13 protein-coding genes are annotated in these 14,405 nt (G+C 35.3%); 2 read left to right on the top strand and 11 right to left on the bottom strand.

Going from position 1 to position 14,405, the window contains the following annotated elements; all coding sequences use genetic code 11:
• Positions 1–68: 68 nt before the first annotated feature.
• The 5 genes from BT999_RS06090 to BT999_RS06065 form a co-directional block, all read right to left on the bottom strand.
• Complete coding sequence (locus BT999_RS06090) at positions 69–797, bottom strand: GntR family transcriptional regulator (RefSeq protein ID WP_072696881.1); 729 nt, start codon at positions 795–797, stop codon at positions 69–71.
• Between the two features lie 169 nt (positions 798–966).
• The gene (locus BT999_RS06085) at positions 967–2,811 is read right to left on the bottom strand and encodes a bifunctional lysophospholipid acyltransferase family protein/GNAT family N-acetyltransferase (RefSeq protein WP_072696880.1); all 1,845 of its coding nucleotides are present in this window, start codon (positions 2,809–2,811) and stop codon (positions 967–969) included.
• Between the two features lie 835 nt (positions 2,812–3,646).
• Entirely contained in the window at positions 3,647–4,654 is a 1,008-nt protein-coding gene (locus BT999_RS06075; protein ID WP_072696878.1) for a glycosyltransferase family 2 protein, read from the bottom strand.
• Positions 4,655–4,738: 84 nt separating this feature from the next.
• Positions 4,739–5,062, bottom strand: a complete 324-nt coding sequence (locus BT999_RS06070) for a pyrimidine dimer DNA glycosylase/endonuclease V (protein WP_072696877.1) — start codon at positions 5,060–5,062, stop codon at positions 4,739–4,741.
• A 103-nt stretch (positions 5,063–5,165) separates the two neighbouring features.
• The gene (locus BT999_RS06065) at positions 5,166–6,167 is read right to left on the bottom strand and encodes a Tim44 domain-containing protein (RefSeq protein WP_072696876.1); all 1,002 of its coding nucleotides are present in this window, start codon (positions 6,165–6,167) and stop codon (positions 5,166–5,168) included.
• A gap of 215 nt (positions 6,168–6,382) precedes the next feature.
• On the opposite strand from BT999_RS06065, the gene BT999_RS06060 reads away from it, so the two are divergent.
• Complete coding sequence (locus BT999_RS06060; RefSeq protein WP_072696875.1) at positions 6,383–7,090, top strand: carbonic anhydrase; 708 nt, start codon at positions 6,383–6,385, stop codon at positions 7,088–7,090.
• 196 nt (positions 7,091–7,286) lie between these two features.
• Complete coding sequence (locus tag BT999_RS06055; RefSeq protein ID WP_072696874.1) at positions 7,287–7,574, top strand: hypothetical protein; 288 nt, start codon at positions 7,287–7,289, stop codon at positions 7,572–7,574.
• Positions 7,575–7,963: 389 nt separating this feature from the next.
• Here BT999_RS06055 and BT999_RS12710 read toward each other — a convergent pair whose 3' ends face one another.
• From BT999_RS12710 to trxB, 6 genes are all read right to left on the bottom strand, one after another.
• Positions 7,964–8,548, bottom strand: a complete 585-nt coding sequence (locus tag BT999_RS12710; RefSeq protein ID WP_084650613.1) for an acyltransferase — start codon at positions 8,546–8,548, stop codon at positions 7,964–7,966.
• A 5-nt stretch (positions 8,549–8,553) separates the two neighbouring features.
• A complete protein-coding gene (gene kdsB, locus BT999_RS06045) occupies positions 8,554–9,324 on the bottom strand; it encodes a 3-deoxy-manno-octulosonate cytidylyltransferase (RefSeq protein ID WP_072696873.1) in 771 nt (256 codons plus the stop codon).
• 116 nt (positions 9,325–9,440) lie between these two features.
• Positions 9,441–10,436: a cache domain-containing protein gene (locus BT999_RS06040; RefSeq protein ID WP_072696872.1), complete on the bottom strand. Its 996-nt coding sequence runs from the start codon at positions 10,434–10,436 to the stop codon at positions 9,441–9,443.
• A gap of 55 nt (positions 10,437–10,491) precedes the next feature.
• Entirely contained in the window at positions 10,492–12,582 is a 2,091-nt protein-coding gene (locus tag BT999_RS06035) for a methyl-accepting chemotaxis protein (RefSeq protein WP_072696871.1), read from the bottom strand.
• A 153-nt stretch (positions 12,583–12,735) separates the two neighbouring features.
• The gene (locus tag BT999_RS06030; RefSeq protein ID WP_072696870.1) at positions 12,736–13,467 is read right to left on the bottom strand and encodes an outer membrane protein assembly factor BamD; all 732 of its coding nucleotides are present in this window, start codon (positions 13,465–13,467) and stop codon (positions 12,736–12,738) included.
• Complete coding sequence (gene trxB / locus BT999_RS06025; protein WP_072696869.1) at positions 13,460–14,392, bottom strand: thioredoxin-disulfide reductase; 933 nt, start codon at positions 14,390–14,392, stop codon at positions 13,460–13,462. Before trxB ends, BT999_RS06030 begins: the two co-directional genes overlap by 8 nt.
• Positions 14,393–14,405: the final 13 nt, after the last annotated feature.

The raw sequence follows: 14,405 nt of genomic DNA, 5'->3' as shown, positions 1-14,405 counted from the left end.
TTTGTTTTATCTAAAAAATAATAAAAGCTTTTTCAATAAAACAATATAGTTAATTATGTTTGTAAACTTTATGCGTCTAATCTAAAAGTATAACGATAACGATCGGAACGATACCAGTTAACGGAAAATTCCAAAACCTGATTATTGCTGTATAAAAGGCGATCCATACGCATTAAAGGTGTTTTTTTAGGAACTTCCAAAATTTCTGATAACTCGGGACTCGCAGCCTCTGCACTAATAAATTGTTCTGCAAAATCTTTTTTAATCCCCAACATATCTAAAATATCATACATGCCGTGAGTTGTTAAATCATATTTTTCTATTTGCCTGCCAAGGTCTTCTCGCCAAAAACTTAAAACTCTGGCAACAGGCATATTATTCATACATTGTCTTTTATCAATCAAAAACAAATTCGGTTGCTTAAAGCTTGAAAGAATTGGGAAACGAGAAAGTAAGTGGCTATCTAAATTTTTCACTCCGGAAGACAAAATTTTTGCAGTTGGTACTTTTCCTTTTGCTCTAATTTCATCAAAAAAGCCCGATAACTTACCTACTTTTTCAGTAATATTGGAAAGCTGAACAAAAGTTCCTTTACCTGCCCGTCTATATAAAAAACCTTCGCTTACAAGTTGTGCCAAGGCCTGTCTTATTGTTGTTATCGAAACATTAAATTGAGTTGCCCAATATTTATCTGTGGGGAATAAATCGCCCTCTTTCCATTCTTCGTTTTTTAAACGAGTACGCAACTCTTCTGTAATTTGATAATATAAAGGCAGGGAATGTTTTGGCTGGAACATCGGCAACTCCTAATTATATCATAATAATAAAAATATAATCGCTGTTAATTTTACAATATTTATATATTATATAATTAATTTTGTCTATCATATTAACATATATTATTTATAAATAAAATCAAAGTGTTATAACGCTTAAAACATTAATACAACACAAAAACAAAGCCAACTAACGCCAACGTTTTAAAAAGGCTTCTGCTCCTTCCGGGGTCATATAGCGTTCCAACATTTGTTGTGGGGAATTTACAATATCCATGAGTAAAAAAGCGTCTAACGTATTAAAGCTTGTGTCTATATGAAACGCCCCTATTTTTCCCCCAAGTTTAAGGTAATGTTTAAACAAAACGGGAATTCCCTTTCCACCCTCAATATCTTTCACCAACGCCACTAAACCGTTATAATTTAATGTATCGGGCAAAGGAATATCTTTTGCGGAACTCAGTAATTTATCAGGAATTGTCCTTCCGCGCACCATACTTGAAAGTTCAGTACTGCCACATTGAGTTTGTAAATACTCTACAACAGTACCTAAGGAAGCCGGAGTATAATCAAGACTTAAACTCACAGGTCCGAATAAACAGTGAATATCATCATGCCTCAATAAAAAACGCCCTATTCCTTTCCACAGCATCATCAAGGGGTAATACTCACGTTGATAATTTGGGTGAACCACAGCACGCCCAAGCTCTAATGAGTTTTCATAACGCCTAAAAAACTCAGGACTCATACGAAAAAGCGTGCTGGTATAAAGCCCGGCTTCTCCGCTTTCTGCTAAAATTTCTTGGACCTTGCCAAGACGATACGCCCCGACTAAACAAGCATCTTTTTTATGCCACAAAAGCAGATGATAATATTTATGATCATAAATATCGAGGTCTCTTGACTTACCCGAACCTTCTCCGACCATGCGAAAAGTTGCTTCCCTTAAAGCCCCAAGCTCTTCCAATAAAATAGGCGACTCGCCACCTCTTATCGAATAGACGGCATAATCACCCTCTTCTACCAAAAGGCTTTTGGGCGGAAGTTTGGCTATAGCTTCTATAATAAGTTTAGGATCATGAGCTTCAGCAACAGGTTCCATTGGTCTGTTATCAACTATTTTGGTTTTAGACAGTTGTTTGTTGTTTTTTTCTGCCAAAGCGTAACAACGCATACGCAAATATGCAGTAATAGACTCAGGGTTTTTTAAAAGATTTAAAGCACTAGGATCAACAACCCGCCCACTACTCAACCTTAAAGTTTTGCCTCGACAATTATAAAACTCTCGAGGTAACATCACGGTTCGCAATAAAGGATGAAGGCAACCAAAGACATTAAATAGCAAACTATTATTACCATGAAAAAACAAGGGTAAAACTTGTGCATTATAGCGCTTTGCCAAACGAGCCGCCGCCATTTGCCAATCAGGGTCAACAACTCCCTTTCCTCTTCGCCAATAAGACACTGTACCGGACGGAAAAAGACCAACAGCCCCGCCTTGTTGTAAATAGCTTCCCGCAGCTCTCAGTGAAGAACTATTCACTGACAAAGCTGAAGAACTTGCCGAAAGAATATCCAAAGGAAAGCAAGCACTGCGTAAATCAGGAAATATCCCCAAAGCTGAATTTACCAACAACTTTAAATCAGGTCGATGTGGCAATAAAGCAAGTAGTAATGCCAATCCGTCAATACCGCCAAATGGGTGGTTACTGACTATCACTAAAGGACCTTCTTTAGGAATAGATTCAGCGAAATTTTCATCACACTTAAGTGATACATTCATAACTTTTAAACTGTTTTCAGCAAAATCCAACGCCGAAGAACAAGGAGGAATTGTATAAAACAATTCCATCAATCTGTTTATATATAAGGTTTTCTTTAAAAGACTAACAAAAACTGACGGAATAGACGATAAAGATGATGGCAAAAAAGAGGTGTCTAATACTCTTGTTTCGGGTAAAGGGGCATTCCACCGGTCTAACAGGTTAATATGAGGCTTTGATTGATCATCTATCTTAGCAGAATGTTCTTTCATATATACTCCGAATTCAACTATATAGTCTACTGTTATCTAATATAAAGGTATTATTAGATATAAGCAACCAAAAAGATGCTTAAACTACGGATGGAGAAAAAATATCCACACAAGAAAAAATATCCACACAAGAAAAAACCACCGAAACAACTCTGTTAATAAGTGTAACTTAAAACCTTTGGGGGCTAATAAATACATTAATAATTCAGGTTTTTTATTAACAAGACTCTCAAAGAAAAAATGTGCAATAGAAATTCCAACCCAAAACAAGAAGACAAAAAAATTAAAGTCTTCACCTTTAACAGCATATACCCCAAAAACTATTCCCAAACCCAAATAAAATAAAACACTTAACATTAAAGTGATACTAATCAAAGCGATAGGCTTGAATTTAAAAAATTTTACACCTAAAAAACATATTCCCAGGTTGACAAAAAAAGAAATCACCACCAAAAACGTTACAAAAAGTGAATAAATGACTATAAAATATATATTTTCCAAGTTCAACAATACCTCTTTCAATAAATCATATTAAAAAAACAGCATTAAAAAAGTGCTATAAAACCAGTTATGACAATGAAAAACAAGTATATTTTCGATCAAAAATTTCAGAAGCAAAATTACACCAAATAATAAAACTTTTTTTGTATTAATTTAACACAAATTCAAACTGAAAAAATTTGAACTTAGGCTTAATAATAAACAAGAAGCCATCTATAAATTAATTTTTAAAAACATCAAAAATAAACCTCGATTCTAGTCATTGCGCCAGAAAAAATACTATGCCGTACTTTTATCAAAAATTACTTTAGTTTTATATTAATAGAACATAATATTAGGAACAGCTCTGACCACAACGAGCCATAATATTCTTTAAAAGAGCAACAAACTCAGGATCAAAAATAGCATATTTACCTTTTTCATCTACTTGTTTATCTAAAAGATATTTACATTTTGTCAAAGCCTTACGAACGCGTAAATATTCTTCTCGTTCAGCCAAACGCACAGCATTATTACTGTCAATATCAACAACTTCATAACGCAAAGGCACTTTACATGTACGAATGTGTTGACTATAAAGATAGTGATTGATTTTAAAAAGCCCTAACCCGCCTTGAGGGTCGATAAACAAGTTTCTGTGTTCTTTTTTTCTATCAACTTCCCAACTTTCATTACTCACTGCTCCAAGATGCTCTGTCAACCCTGTTGCCAAATAAAGATATTGCGGAAAACCGGAACAAACCATACGCAAACCGTAATCTCCATCTTCTGCTCCATATAATCCATAATCTTCGTTCCAAAGTCCTAACACGTCAGATAAGGCTTTTGGAATAAGAATTCCTGCACCGGCACCATTTGTTTCACAAAACCCCAAAATTCCATCAGGGGTATGAATACTTTGTGCATGTTCAAACAATTTTTTATCGTCTTCACATACAGAAGAAAGATCAGAAAGAACTGCTCCATTCAACCAAACAGGAGAAAGAGTAGAAAGTGGTTGTCCATGCGACCAAAGACGAAAAAGTTTAATTAACCATTCAGGATCAAGAATTTGAATATCGTTATCGAGCTTCATGTAAAAAGGAGCCTCAACAAGTTGCCAACCAATATTGGCAGCACAAGAAATTCCCATATTTTCCGGCAATCTGAATAAATGGTCGATAATACCGTCTTTGTAAAACTCAACAAGTCGTTGAGCAAGATCAGGTTCACTTCCATTATCAACAACTGTTATAACAAAAGGAATGCGTTGAGAACAACGACGTAAAGATAGAATCGTTTTTTGTGTAAGATGAAAACGGTTAAACACAGGGATTGTAATATTTACAACAGGCAAAGGCATTAAGTTTTTCCTTATAAGTTAATGCTACAAATTAAAAAAAAAGATAACCTTGAACATCACTATCAAATTAAAATGATTTTATATTTAGCCTTCAAGTGAGAGCTTATAACATTCACGACATCGAGCGATTAATTCTTTATACGAAGCGTCAACATCAATGGGTGTAGATGCTAAGTTGTTCTGATGATAAAGTGGGCTGTTATGTTTATAGCCTCGCCTCAACATTTCGTCTGCAAGCTGGTTGTGTCTTTCTTCTATTAATGGAGCATCAAGGCAATTATTGTCTTGAAAACCCTTCACAGAACGCCCTGTATCTATAGAAGAAGCCAGCATGTGCATTTCCACATGTTCTCCAAGTAGGTGTTTTCTACACATTTTTTTAGGGTTTACGCCCCACATTCTAGTCATAATTTCTATTTTTATTGGGATAAAATAAAAAACTGGTCAAAACTAGAGTAACATAGAAAAATGCTATAACCATAGTTATGACCAATATATAATTTCATCTCAATTATTCTTCTATCTGTTGAATACCGTCTAAAAGCCAATTTTCTCCTTTATCACGCACAAAAGTCCAAAGTTCATGAGCAGTAAAAGATTCTTGGTTCTCATCTTCAAGCATTAAAACAGCAAAATAAACGCCGGCTTCATCTTTATCGTTGTTTTGTTTAAAGCTCACAAGTTCAGCATCAATTTTCAACAGTTCCGTTTTACCCTTTTTCAAGCTTTCTTCTAGCTGTTTACGCACCTGAAGCATCATTTCGGGCGTAAGTAAAAAGCTGATATGAGAAACATCTCTTTGATCCCAACCCTCTTGAATTTTTATATAAGCTGTTTTTGCACCTTCTATAAAATCTTTTACATCAAAACCTTTCGGCAAATCTAAACTTCCACCCCCAAAAGAGTTATCATTCTGATTATCTGCCCGGCTATCTGCCTGAGAAGAATTTGCAAAAGAAGAATTACCCTGAGGTGATGAACTTGGAGTTGTCATTTTATTTTTCAAGGCTTCCCATTCTTCACGAGCTGACCTTGTATGACTACCCGACGAGTTCCCCGCCCCTTGAAAACCAAGATTTTCTTTGGCAGCCATGCGAGAACGCAAAAAACGCAACCCGAAAAAAAGAACCAAACCAATCAGTAAAATATCTAAAAAACCTATACCGCCAAAAGCACCACCAAACAACATACTGCCCAGTAATCCACCCATTAACAAACCACCTAACATACCGCCCATTCCACCAAAGCGACTACCTTGTGGAGGAACGGAGTTTGGATTAGCCTGATTAGGTTTTGTGTTTTGCTGGTTGCTATCACGATATTGTTGATTTGAATCACGATTTGGCGTTGTTGGTTTTGGTGCGGGTTGGCTATAGCTACGACTTCCACCAAAAGATCTTCCACCACCAAAACGCTTGGCTTCGGAATCTTCAAACAACGTTAAAGAAAGACTAATTGTAAACAATAAAATAAAAAGACTTAAAACAATTTTTTTCATAGTTATTTTTTTCATAGTTGCAAAACACCTATTATATATATTTTTAATCTTTATATCAGATATAAGCATTTCAAACAAGTTGATTAATTCAGTGAAAAACATTTATCATTAGAAAAAATAAAAAGATTGCCTTTGATTGGCATTGTAGATAAAATAAACATAATGTTACAATCAATACAAGGTTTTAAGTTATATTACACAAAAATAAAATATAAGGTTTTTTTAATAATATGCACACGATACAAAAGTTTATTGACGGATTTTTGGAATTCCAAGAACAACACTTCAAACACGGTGAATCAAGTTTTACCAACCTAAAATACGGACAAGAACCGCAAACGATGGTCATAGGCTGTTCAGACTCTCGTGTAGACCCGGCTTTATTAATGGGGTGTGAACCCGGCGACATATTTGTTTCAAGAAATGTCGCCAACCTTATCCCTCCTTATGAAGATGATGCCGGGCTTCACGGGGTTAGCGCCGCCTTAGAATTTGCAGTTTGCAATTTAAAAGTTCAAAGCATTATAATTCTCGGGCATTCATTTTGTGGTGGAATAAAAACATTGATGCGTGATGATTTTAATCCAAATGCAAAGGGATTTTTGGCTCCTTGGATTTCTCTCGCCCTACCCGCCAAGCTTGAAGTTTTGCAAAAACTTCCTAACTCTTCATCAAAAACACGCCAAAGAGCAGCAGAACAATATTCTATTATCCTCTCGCTTAAAAACTTAATGTCCTTTCCTTTTATAAAAGATGCTATAGAAAAAGGAACTCTAAGCCTCTTTGGTTGGTACTTTGATATTGAGAACGGAGAGCTGTTTGAATATAACAAAGACGACGGAATATTTAAAAAAATAACAAACAACAAAAAAGAACATGCCGCCAGATTTAGCAAAAACAAAGCTAAGGGTAATGTTGATTTTGGTATTTATGAGTAATAAAAGGCAAAATAAACACCTCAAACAACTGTTTTATTTCAATCATATCATATAGATAAGCATTAGTTAAATATTTTTTAAAAATCTCTAGACTTTTTCTAAAGTTTATTAAATTTATGCCGAACAGTACAATACAGCCAGCTTCATATTGTACTTACAGTATGAATAAATTTTAAAAAAAGGGTAGGGAAACATTATGCAAGGAAGCACTAATACTATTCAGTTTGAAGAAGATATTATACAATTAACAACTGATTTAATTACAACAGAAGAAGAATATCCTTCTTTACTCGCAATCAAAATCGTTAACTCATTAAAAATCTTGGGAAGCAAAGCTCTAGACATGAGAAATATCCCCGGAGAAATGAAAACCGTTACCGAATCAGTTCGTTGGTTGGAAAGACGTAAATATGTCGACATATTTCAAGGAACAAAGGTAACTAAAGGTAAAGCTTTTTCTTATTGGTCATATAAAGTAAACTAAAAAACGTTTGTTATTACTGCCTTTTGCTTAAACAAAATTACAACTTGTATAAAATATCGATTTACGATAAACAATAATTATAACTTTTTGTTATAAATTCAATATTATGCATTTGGTATTTGGCTTAAAGGGATATAGAAAAAAACATATAACAAGTTTAATGTATCAGTTACCTATGCAATTGCTGTAATTTAAACTATCTGTTTTTTTATATGAAATATTACTATATCCCTAAAGCTAAAATTTTATTAATATAACACCTATAAAAAATTAACTTTTTATAGAGTTAGGCTTTTTCAAAAAAACAAAAACGACTCTAGCTTGTTCGGTCAGAGTCGTTTTTTATTTTACTTTTATTAATAAGATGCAAAACTGAAAATAGCTTCAAATTATTTACGCATTTTTATTATCTTAGCAGGCACTCCGGCAACAATAGCAAAATCAGGAACATCTTTAGTTACAATAGAACCGGCACCAACAACAGCCCCCGTCCCTATTTTAACTCCGGGTAAAATCACGGACTTTGCACCAATCCAGACATCATCAGCAATTTCTACCCTGCTTTCTATATGTCCTTGGTCTACTATCGGAATATCATGACGCTGAAAATTATGATTTGCCCCTTGAATAATAGTCATAGGACCTATCGCAACATTTGAACCAATTTTAACGTGTGCATCATTAGCATTAATTGACGAAAAATCACCAAGAAAAACATTGTTTCCAAGGTTTATTTCTCCACGAGAGGCATATAATGAGGAAAATCGGTTAAAACTGACATTATTGCCAAGAATAATATTTTTTAAACCTTGAATGCTAACGGCTGAACCAACTCTTAACTTACTGCCACTTTGTTGCAAAAAAAAACCATATAAAAATCTTCGCCACAACATACCTAAACTCATCGGAAGGCAGTTTCCGATAAATTTTAATCCCTCTTCAAAATGAAGCGTCATACGCTTTTTAATATTCATAAAAACTATTTTAGATATAAAGGCATAAGCTTATCATTTTTCATTGCAAGCTTAACACGCTCTAAATCAGACGGAGTATCAACAGACAGAGAGCTTTCGGTTATCGGAACCATTTTTACTTTTTCGCCATTTTCAAGAATACGCATCATATCAACGCTTTCAATAATTTCTAAAGGTGCTTCCGGTAAGCTGTTAAATTCTAAAAGATAATCCCTGCGAAACGGAATAATACAAACTTGTTTTTGCATTGGTACGATAGTAGTACCTTTTTTGCGAGAAGGAATTGGCTCACGCGAAAAATATAAAGCATTATTCTGTAAGTCGGTTACAACTTTAACTTCATTTGGATCTTCAAACTCTTCAACCGTTTTCATTTCTGCCATTAAGTTAACAACTTTGATCTCAGGATTAGACAACATAGCATCTATCGCCGCATCAATCATTTGAGGGGTTACCATTGGCTCATCGCCCTGCACCATCACCACAATATCTGCTTTTTTGCCTGTTTCTTGTTCAATTTTCAACATAGCTTCGGCAGTACGGTCAGTGCAACGAGTATGAGTATCTTTTGTCATTATTGCCTTAATATTGTTGGCTTCACACCAATCTTTAATAACAGTATCACAAGTCGCAACATAAGTTGCACTCAAGTTTTTACTCATAGCAGTACGCAAGGCAACATGCCCAATCATCGGCATACCATGAATGTCTTTCATGGGTTTATCAGGAAAACGACTTGAACCCATTCTAGCGGGAATAATAGCTATAATATTCATAAAACTCTCTTTTAAGGAAATAAATTAACATTATAATAAAGCGACAAAGTCGCTTAACCCCTTACTTACCCAAATCAAAGAATATTTCAACAAAAATTATTGCAACATGAAAGAGCTTAAAAAGCAAACCAGTTTTTCTTAGAAGATTTTTCTACAACAGCAATAATCCAACCTGTTGATTTGGAAGTAAAAACATTTACATTAAAAAGCTGATTTTCTACTTTATGTTCAAAAAAACCTTCTTTTGTACTCGCAATTTTGTTCAAAAAAGGATTATTTAGGTCTTTTACTGTTTTTCCCGCATTATATGGATTACTAAAATCGGAAATCACAGTTTCAGTTTGGTCTAAAACAATAAGATAGCTTTTATCTCTCGGTAAAATATTGTTTAATTTATCTAATAACCCTGATAAATCAAAGTCAATTCCGACAACACCAACCACCTCGCCTTGTTTATCTTTTATGCGAGCCACCATAGTACCGACAAAAGTATGATCCTGTGAAACATAAGGTTGCATAAAAGATATTTCAGACTCTGAACTGATTGCATCTTTATACCAATCTCTCATCGGTGGATTATATCCCGGAAAAAGAGTATCTCCGGGATACTCAACTAAACTGGAATCTTTATAACCGGCATAAATCAAGTAAATAACAGGGTTACTTTTCTTTAAATGCTGAAAAATATCAAAGACTTTTTGAGCCGCCGGAGTAATATTTTCTCTTGTTATTAAAATATCTTTTGTTATTTTTGAATAATCATTAAACTTGCCCAGCCCTTCTTTTAATTCAGGAAGAGAAGCAACATATTTGAGCGTACTTTGGATATTACTCAGATATATATTTATCATGCCTTCTATGCACTCAATTTGTCCTTGAGGGTCAATAGCGGAAGCCTGATCTTTTATATTGTTTGAGTTTGAAACTTTAACACTTGTTTTTTCGCTAATAATAGACGCCTGATCATTTTCATTCTTAATAGTGGAAACAGGCGTTTTTACGCTGTCTTTGTTAAGCACCGTCCACAATGTAAAAAGAGTAAAAGATAAGGTTAACACTAATAAAAAGATTATAGCATTAAAGGCTCTAAATAATTTTTTACGAATAGGCATGTTTTCCTCTCTAGGGAAAAAATAAAATATTTTTCAACCACATGAAAAATCAAGGTTATTTTTTATTTTTTAAAGAGGCAACCAGTTCTTCCAAGTGTTTTGAATTGCTTTTTAGTTTAGAAACTTGATCTAAGCAAACATTTAAGGCGTGAGAACTTACTTCGACCAACTGGTGGATTTTCGAAGCACTATTGGCAATTTGTTCCGTTGAGGCAGACTGTTCCGCCGAAGCCGTCGCAATAGATTGAATTTGACCGGCGGTCAGAACGATTGCATCTTTAATGCTGACAATGCTGTTTTCAGCGGTATTCGTATATTCAACCGTTTGGTTAATCGCCAAATCAGCACCCTGCATGCTGCTTATGCTGTCTTCCGTACCTTTTTGAATAGCTTTGACCGAACTAGCAACTTCTTGGGTCGCAAGCATGGTTTTTTCTGCTAATTTTCTAACTTCATCGGCAACAACCGCAAATCCACGTCCGGCTTCTCCGGCTCTGGCGGCTTCGATTGCGGCATTTAAAGCCAAAAGGTTGGTTTGGTCAGCAATATCAGAGATAACGCCCATAATTCTTCCAATATCTTGAGCCTGTTTACCTAAAATATCCAAACTGTTTTGAGTCGCTTGGGCGTGGTTTCTAACTGTATCTATCGATTTTACAACAGAACTCATCAACACTATGCCATCGCCAGCTTGTTTTTGGCTATGATCTGCATTTAACGAGGCTTCGCTTGCATTTTGAGCAACGGACATAACCGCTTCGTTCATTTCGCCCATTGAGGTTGCCGTTTCGGTTGTTAAAGTCAACTGTTCATTAAAACCGGATACGGTTTCTTTAATTAACCCATTTATTTCATTAGATGAATGACTAAGTTCGGCAACTACTGATTCTAAAATATTGGCTGCCTGTAATAAGCCTTCTTGTTTCGATTGTTCTGCTTTTAAAGACGCTTGGTGGGCTTCTTCAAGGGCAATTTTGGCTTTTTTGCTTTGCTCTTCGGCTTCCAATGTTTTCGTTTCAGAATTTTTTATCAAGTTGCGTAAATTTACAATCATGGTGCTAAGGCTTTTATAAAGCTGACCGAGTTCGCCTGTGAAGAATTTTGCATCAGGCAGAGCATCAAAATTACCTTGAGCGATTTTTTCAGACGCCTCAACCAACTGCGTAATTGGATGAGCGATTGAACGAGAGATTAAAAATGAGACCACAGAAACAACAAACAAGACCGCCAAGCCAACATATAAGACTGACATACTTGCATCAACAGCCGTAGAAATAATATCGGACACTTCGCGTAAAATAACTATTGTCCAACCTGTTGATTCTGATGGAAAAACATTTATATTAAAAAGTTCACCGTTAATTACGTCATCAAAACTGCCTTGTTTAACGCTGACAATTCGGCTTAAAACAGGGTCTTTAATATCCTTGACATTTTTACCTATATTATCGGGGTGTTTGCGATCTACAATAACATTTTGATTCCCGTCCAAAACAACAACATAACCCGTATTACCTAAAGAAAGCTTGCTTAAGGTCTCAGTTAGCGTAGATAATTTAAAATCAATTCCGGCAACACCGATAACATTGTTATTATTATCTCTAATGCGTGCCATTACGCTACTAACAACCGTTTTATCTGTTGAAACATAAGGTTGGGTAAAAGAAGTTTCTGCGGAAGCACTCATTGCAACTTTATACCAATCTCTGTCAGGTGGGTTAAACCCAGCAGGTAGTGGAGCTCCGGGATATATTACTATGCTACCATCTTTATAACCGGCAAAAAGTAAGTCAAGAGAAGGATTTACTCCTTTAAACAGATGAAATACATCAAAGACCTGTCTTGATTGAGGGTTGATAATATCTCTTGTAACAACAGTTTCTTCTGCTTTTTGCGAGTAATTATCAAACTTTCCAAGCCCCTGACGAACCTCAGGAATGGAAGCCATATATTTAACCGTACTTCTAGCACTATCCATATGTATATTGATAATCTCGTCTATGCGTTCGACTTGTCGTTGAGATTCTGCGACAAAAGAAGATAAGGCGTAATCTTTAAACTGTTTAAACACTATCCCGGCGATAATGAAAACAGTTAAAACTGTTGTGGTAATAAAAGCTAAAAGTAGTTTTTTACGAATAGTCATGGCTTCCTCTTTTATGTAAAAATATGGAAATATTAAGTAAGTAAATAGAATACGATTACATCAATTAAACGTAATATACCTTATTTTATAAATTTTACAACAAAAAAAAGACCGAATAAATCGGTCTTTTTTTAAACTTTTATAATTAACAGATTATAACCAATCAAACATTTCTTTCCATGAACCTTCTCGTTTCTCTTGCTTTTGAGAAGAACGCTTTTCTCTATGTTTAATAAAGGCTATTTTCGATTGGTTAACAGCATAATCATAAGCCTCAGGCACATCACGATAGTTTGTTTCCACTTCACGATACCTGCTTAAAGCCGAAGCATACTGCCCCATTCTAAAGTAAAAATCACCAACATAAAGTTCATGTTTTGCTAACATTGCACGAGCTTCAACCATTTTATTTGCAGCATCTTTCGCATACTCTGTATCAGGGTAAGTTTCTACTAAACGTTGAAAATAGGAATAAGCATCTTGAACCGGTTGGGTCGCTCTATCAATAGAAGGATAAAGCTTCATATTAGCTATACCTATTTTGTGTAACACATAAGGAATAGCCTCATGTCTTGGGTGCATATTTTCGAAGTCTTTATAAGTTTCTACTGCCGCAGCCCACTCTTCATCTAGAAAATAAGCATCTGCCAAAGCAAGTTCGGCAGCTAAGGCATTAGGACTAAAAGGGTGATCTTCTTTTAGTTTGCTGTAATAACTTGCCGCCGCCACATAGTTTTTTTCTCTCATGGCATCATTACCGGCCTCAAAAAGTTCTTGAGCCGTATCTTCTCCGGGCGGTAAGTAAAAATAGTCAATAATACCACACCCGGAAAGAGTTGGCATTAAAGTCAAAATAAAAATTAATATTAGGTTTTGTTTACGCATTTAAGTTTTCCAAATAAGAAAAAGCAGAGTTAGCGGCACAAGCACCGTCTCCTACTGCGGTAGCAATCTGTCTGCAGTTTTTAGAGCGAATATCGCCTGCCGCAAAAATGCCGGGAATATTGGTAAGCATTTCTTGGTCTGTTTTAATAAAACCTTGAGAATCAACCTCAATTCCTTTTGGCAAAAAGCCCGCAGAAGGTTCAAAACCAACAAAAACGAAGATCCCTTGAAGGTCAATTTTGCGTTCAGAGCCATTTTTGACGTTAGTAACGGTTATACCCGATAACCCGTTGTCTCCGTGAAGCTCTTTAATAACACTATCGTAAAGAATTTCAATATTTGCCGTTTTTTCGACTTTCTCTTGATAGATTTTAGAGCCTCTAAATTGATCTCTGCGATGAATCAGGTATATCTTTTTTACTATTTTTGACAAATAAAGACTTTCTTCTAACGCCGAGTTACCGCCGCCTACGACAGCTATATCTTGGTTTCTAAAGAAATTTCCATCACATAACGCACAAAAAGAAATGCCTTTTCCTATAAATTCACTTTCTTTGGCAATATTAAGCTTACGATATTTTGCACCGCAAGCCACGATTACAACTTTTGTTAAAAGCTCTTCCGAACTCAATTTAACAAGATGTTGTTTATCGCTTTGAGGAATAATTTCAATAACTTCATCTCTAAAACGAACCACGGGATTTTCAGGATTATTGACATGTTCAGACAATAAATCGCTTAATTCATAACCCTGTATTCCCTTAGGGAAACCCGGATAGTTATCAATCGCAGAAGTTTGGTGGAGTTGTCCCCCATCGATCAATTTTTCTACAATTGCCGTTTTTAGCCCTGAGCGAACCAAATAAAGTGCTGCCGTAAGCCCGGCTGGACCGCCGCCAATTACAATAGCATCAAAACTTTTCATAATAGAACCTTAT

It is taken from the genome of Desulfovibrio litoralis DSM 11393 (assembly GCF_900143255.1).
In the GTDB taxonomy this organism is placed as follows: domain Bacteria; phylum Desulfobacterota; class Desulfovibrionia; order Desulfovibrionales; family Desulfovibrionaceae; genus Frigididesulfovibrio_A; species Frigididesulfovibrio_A litoralis.
Note: the sequence above shows the minus strand (reverse complement) of the source record. Positions and strands in the feature narration are given on the sequence as shown.

Bases quoted from the DNA above. Each gene is read 5' to 3' on its own strand.
- BT999_RS06090 (WP_072696881.1), bottom strand. From the start codon at position 797: ATGTTCCAGCCAAAACATTCCCTGCCTTTATATTATCAAATTACAGAA.
- BT999_RS06085 (WP_072696880.1), bottom strand. From the start codon at position 2,811: ATGAAAGAACATTCTGCTAAGATAGATGATCAATCAAAGCCTCATATT.
- BT999_RS06075 (WP_072696878.1), bottom strand. From the start codon at position 4,654: ATGCCTTTGCCTGTTGTAAATATTACAATCCCTGTGTTTAACCGTTTT.
- BT999_RS06070 (WP_072696877.1), bottom strand. From the start codon at position 5,062: ATGACTAGAATGTGGGGCGTAAACCCTAAAAAAATGTGTAGAAAACAC.
- BT999_RS06065 (WP_072696876.1), bottom strand. From the start codon at position 6,167: ATGAAAAAAATAACTATGAAAAAAATTGTTTTAAGTCTTTTTATTTTA.
- BT999_RS06060 (WP_072696875.1), top strand. From the start codon at position 6,383: ATGCACACGATACAAAAGTTTATTGACGGATTTTTGGAATTCCAAGAA.
- BT999_RS06055 (WP_072696874.1), top strand. From the start codon at position 7,287: ATGCAAGGAAGCACTAATACTATTCAGTTTGAAGAAGATATTATACAA.
- BT999_RS12710 (WP_084650613.1), bottom strand. From the start codon at position 8,548: ATGAATATTAAAAAGCGTATGACGCTTCATTTTGAAGAGGGATTAAAA.
- kdsB (WP_072696873.1), bottom strand. From the start codon at position 9,324: ATGAATATTATAGCTATTATTCCCGCTAGAATGGGTTCAAGTCGTTTT.
- BT999_RS06040 (WP_072696872.1), bottom strand. From the start codon at position 10,436: ATGCCTATTCGTAAAAAATTATTTAGAGCCTTTAATGCTATAATCTTT.
- BT999_RS06035 (WP_072696871.1), bottom strand. From the start codon at position 12,582: ATGACTATTCGTAAAAAACTACTTTTAGCTTTTATTACCACAACAGTT.
- BT999_RS06030 (WP_072696870.1), bottom strand. From the start codon at position 13,467: ATGCGTAAACAAAACCTAATATTAATTTTTATTTTGACTTTAATGCCA.
- trxB (WP_072696869.1), bottom strand. From the start codon at position 14,392: ATGAAAAGTTTTGATGCTATTGTAATTGGCGGCGGTCCAGCCGGGCTT.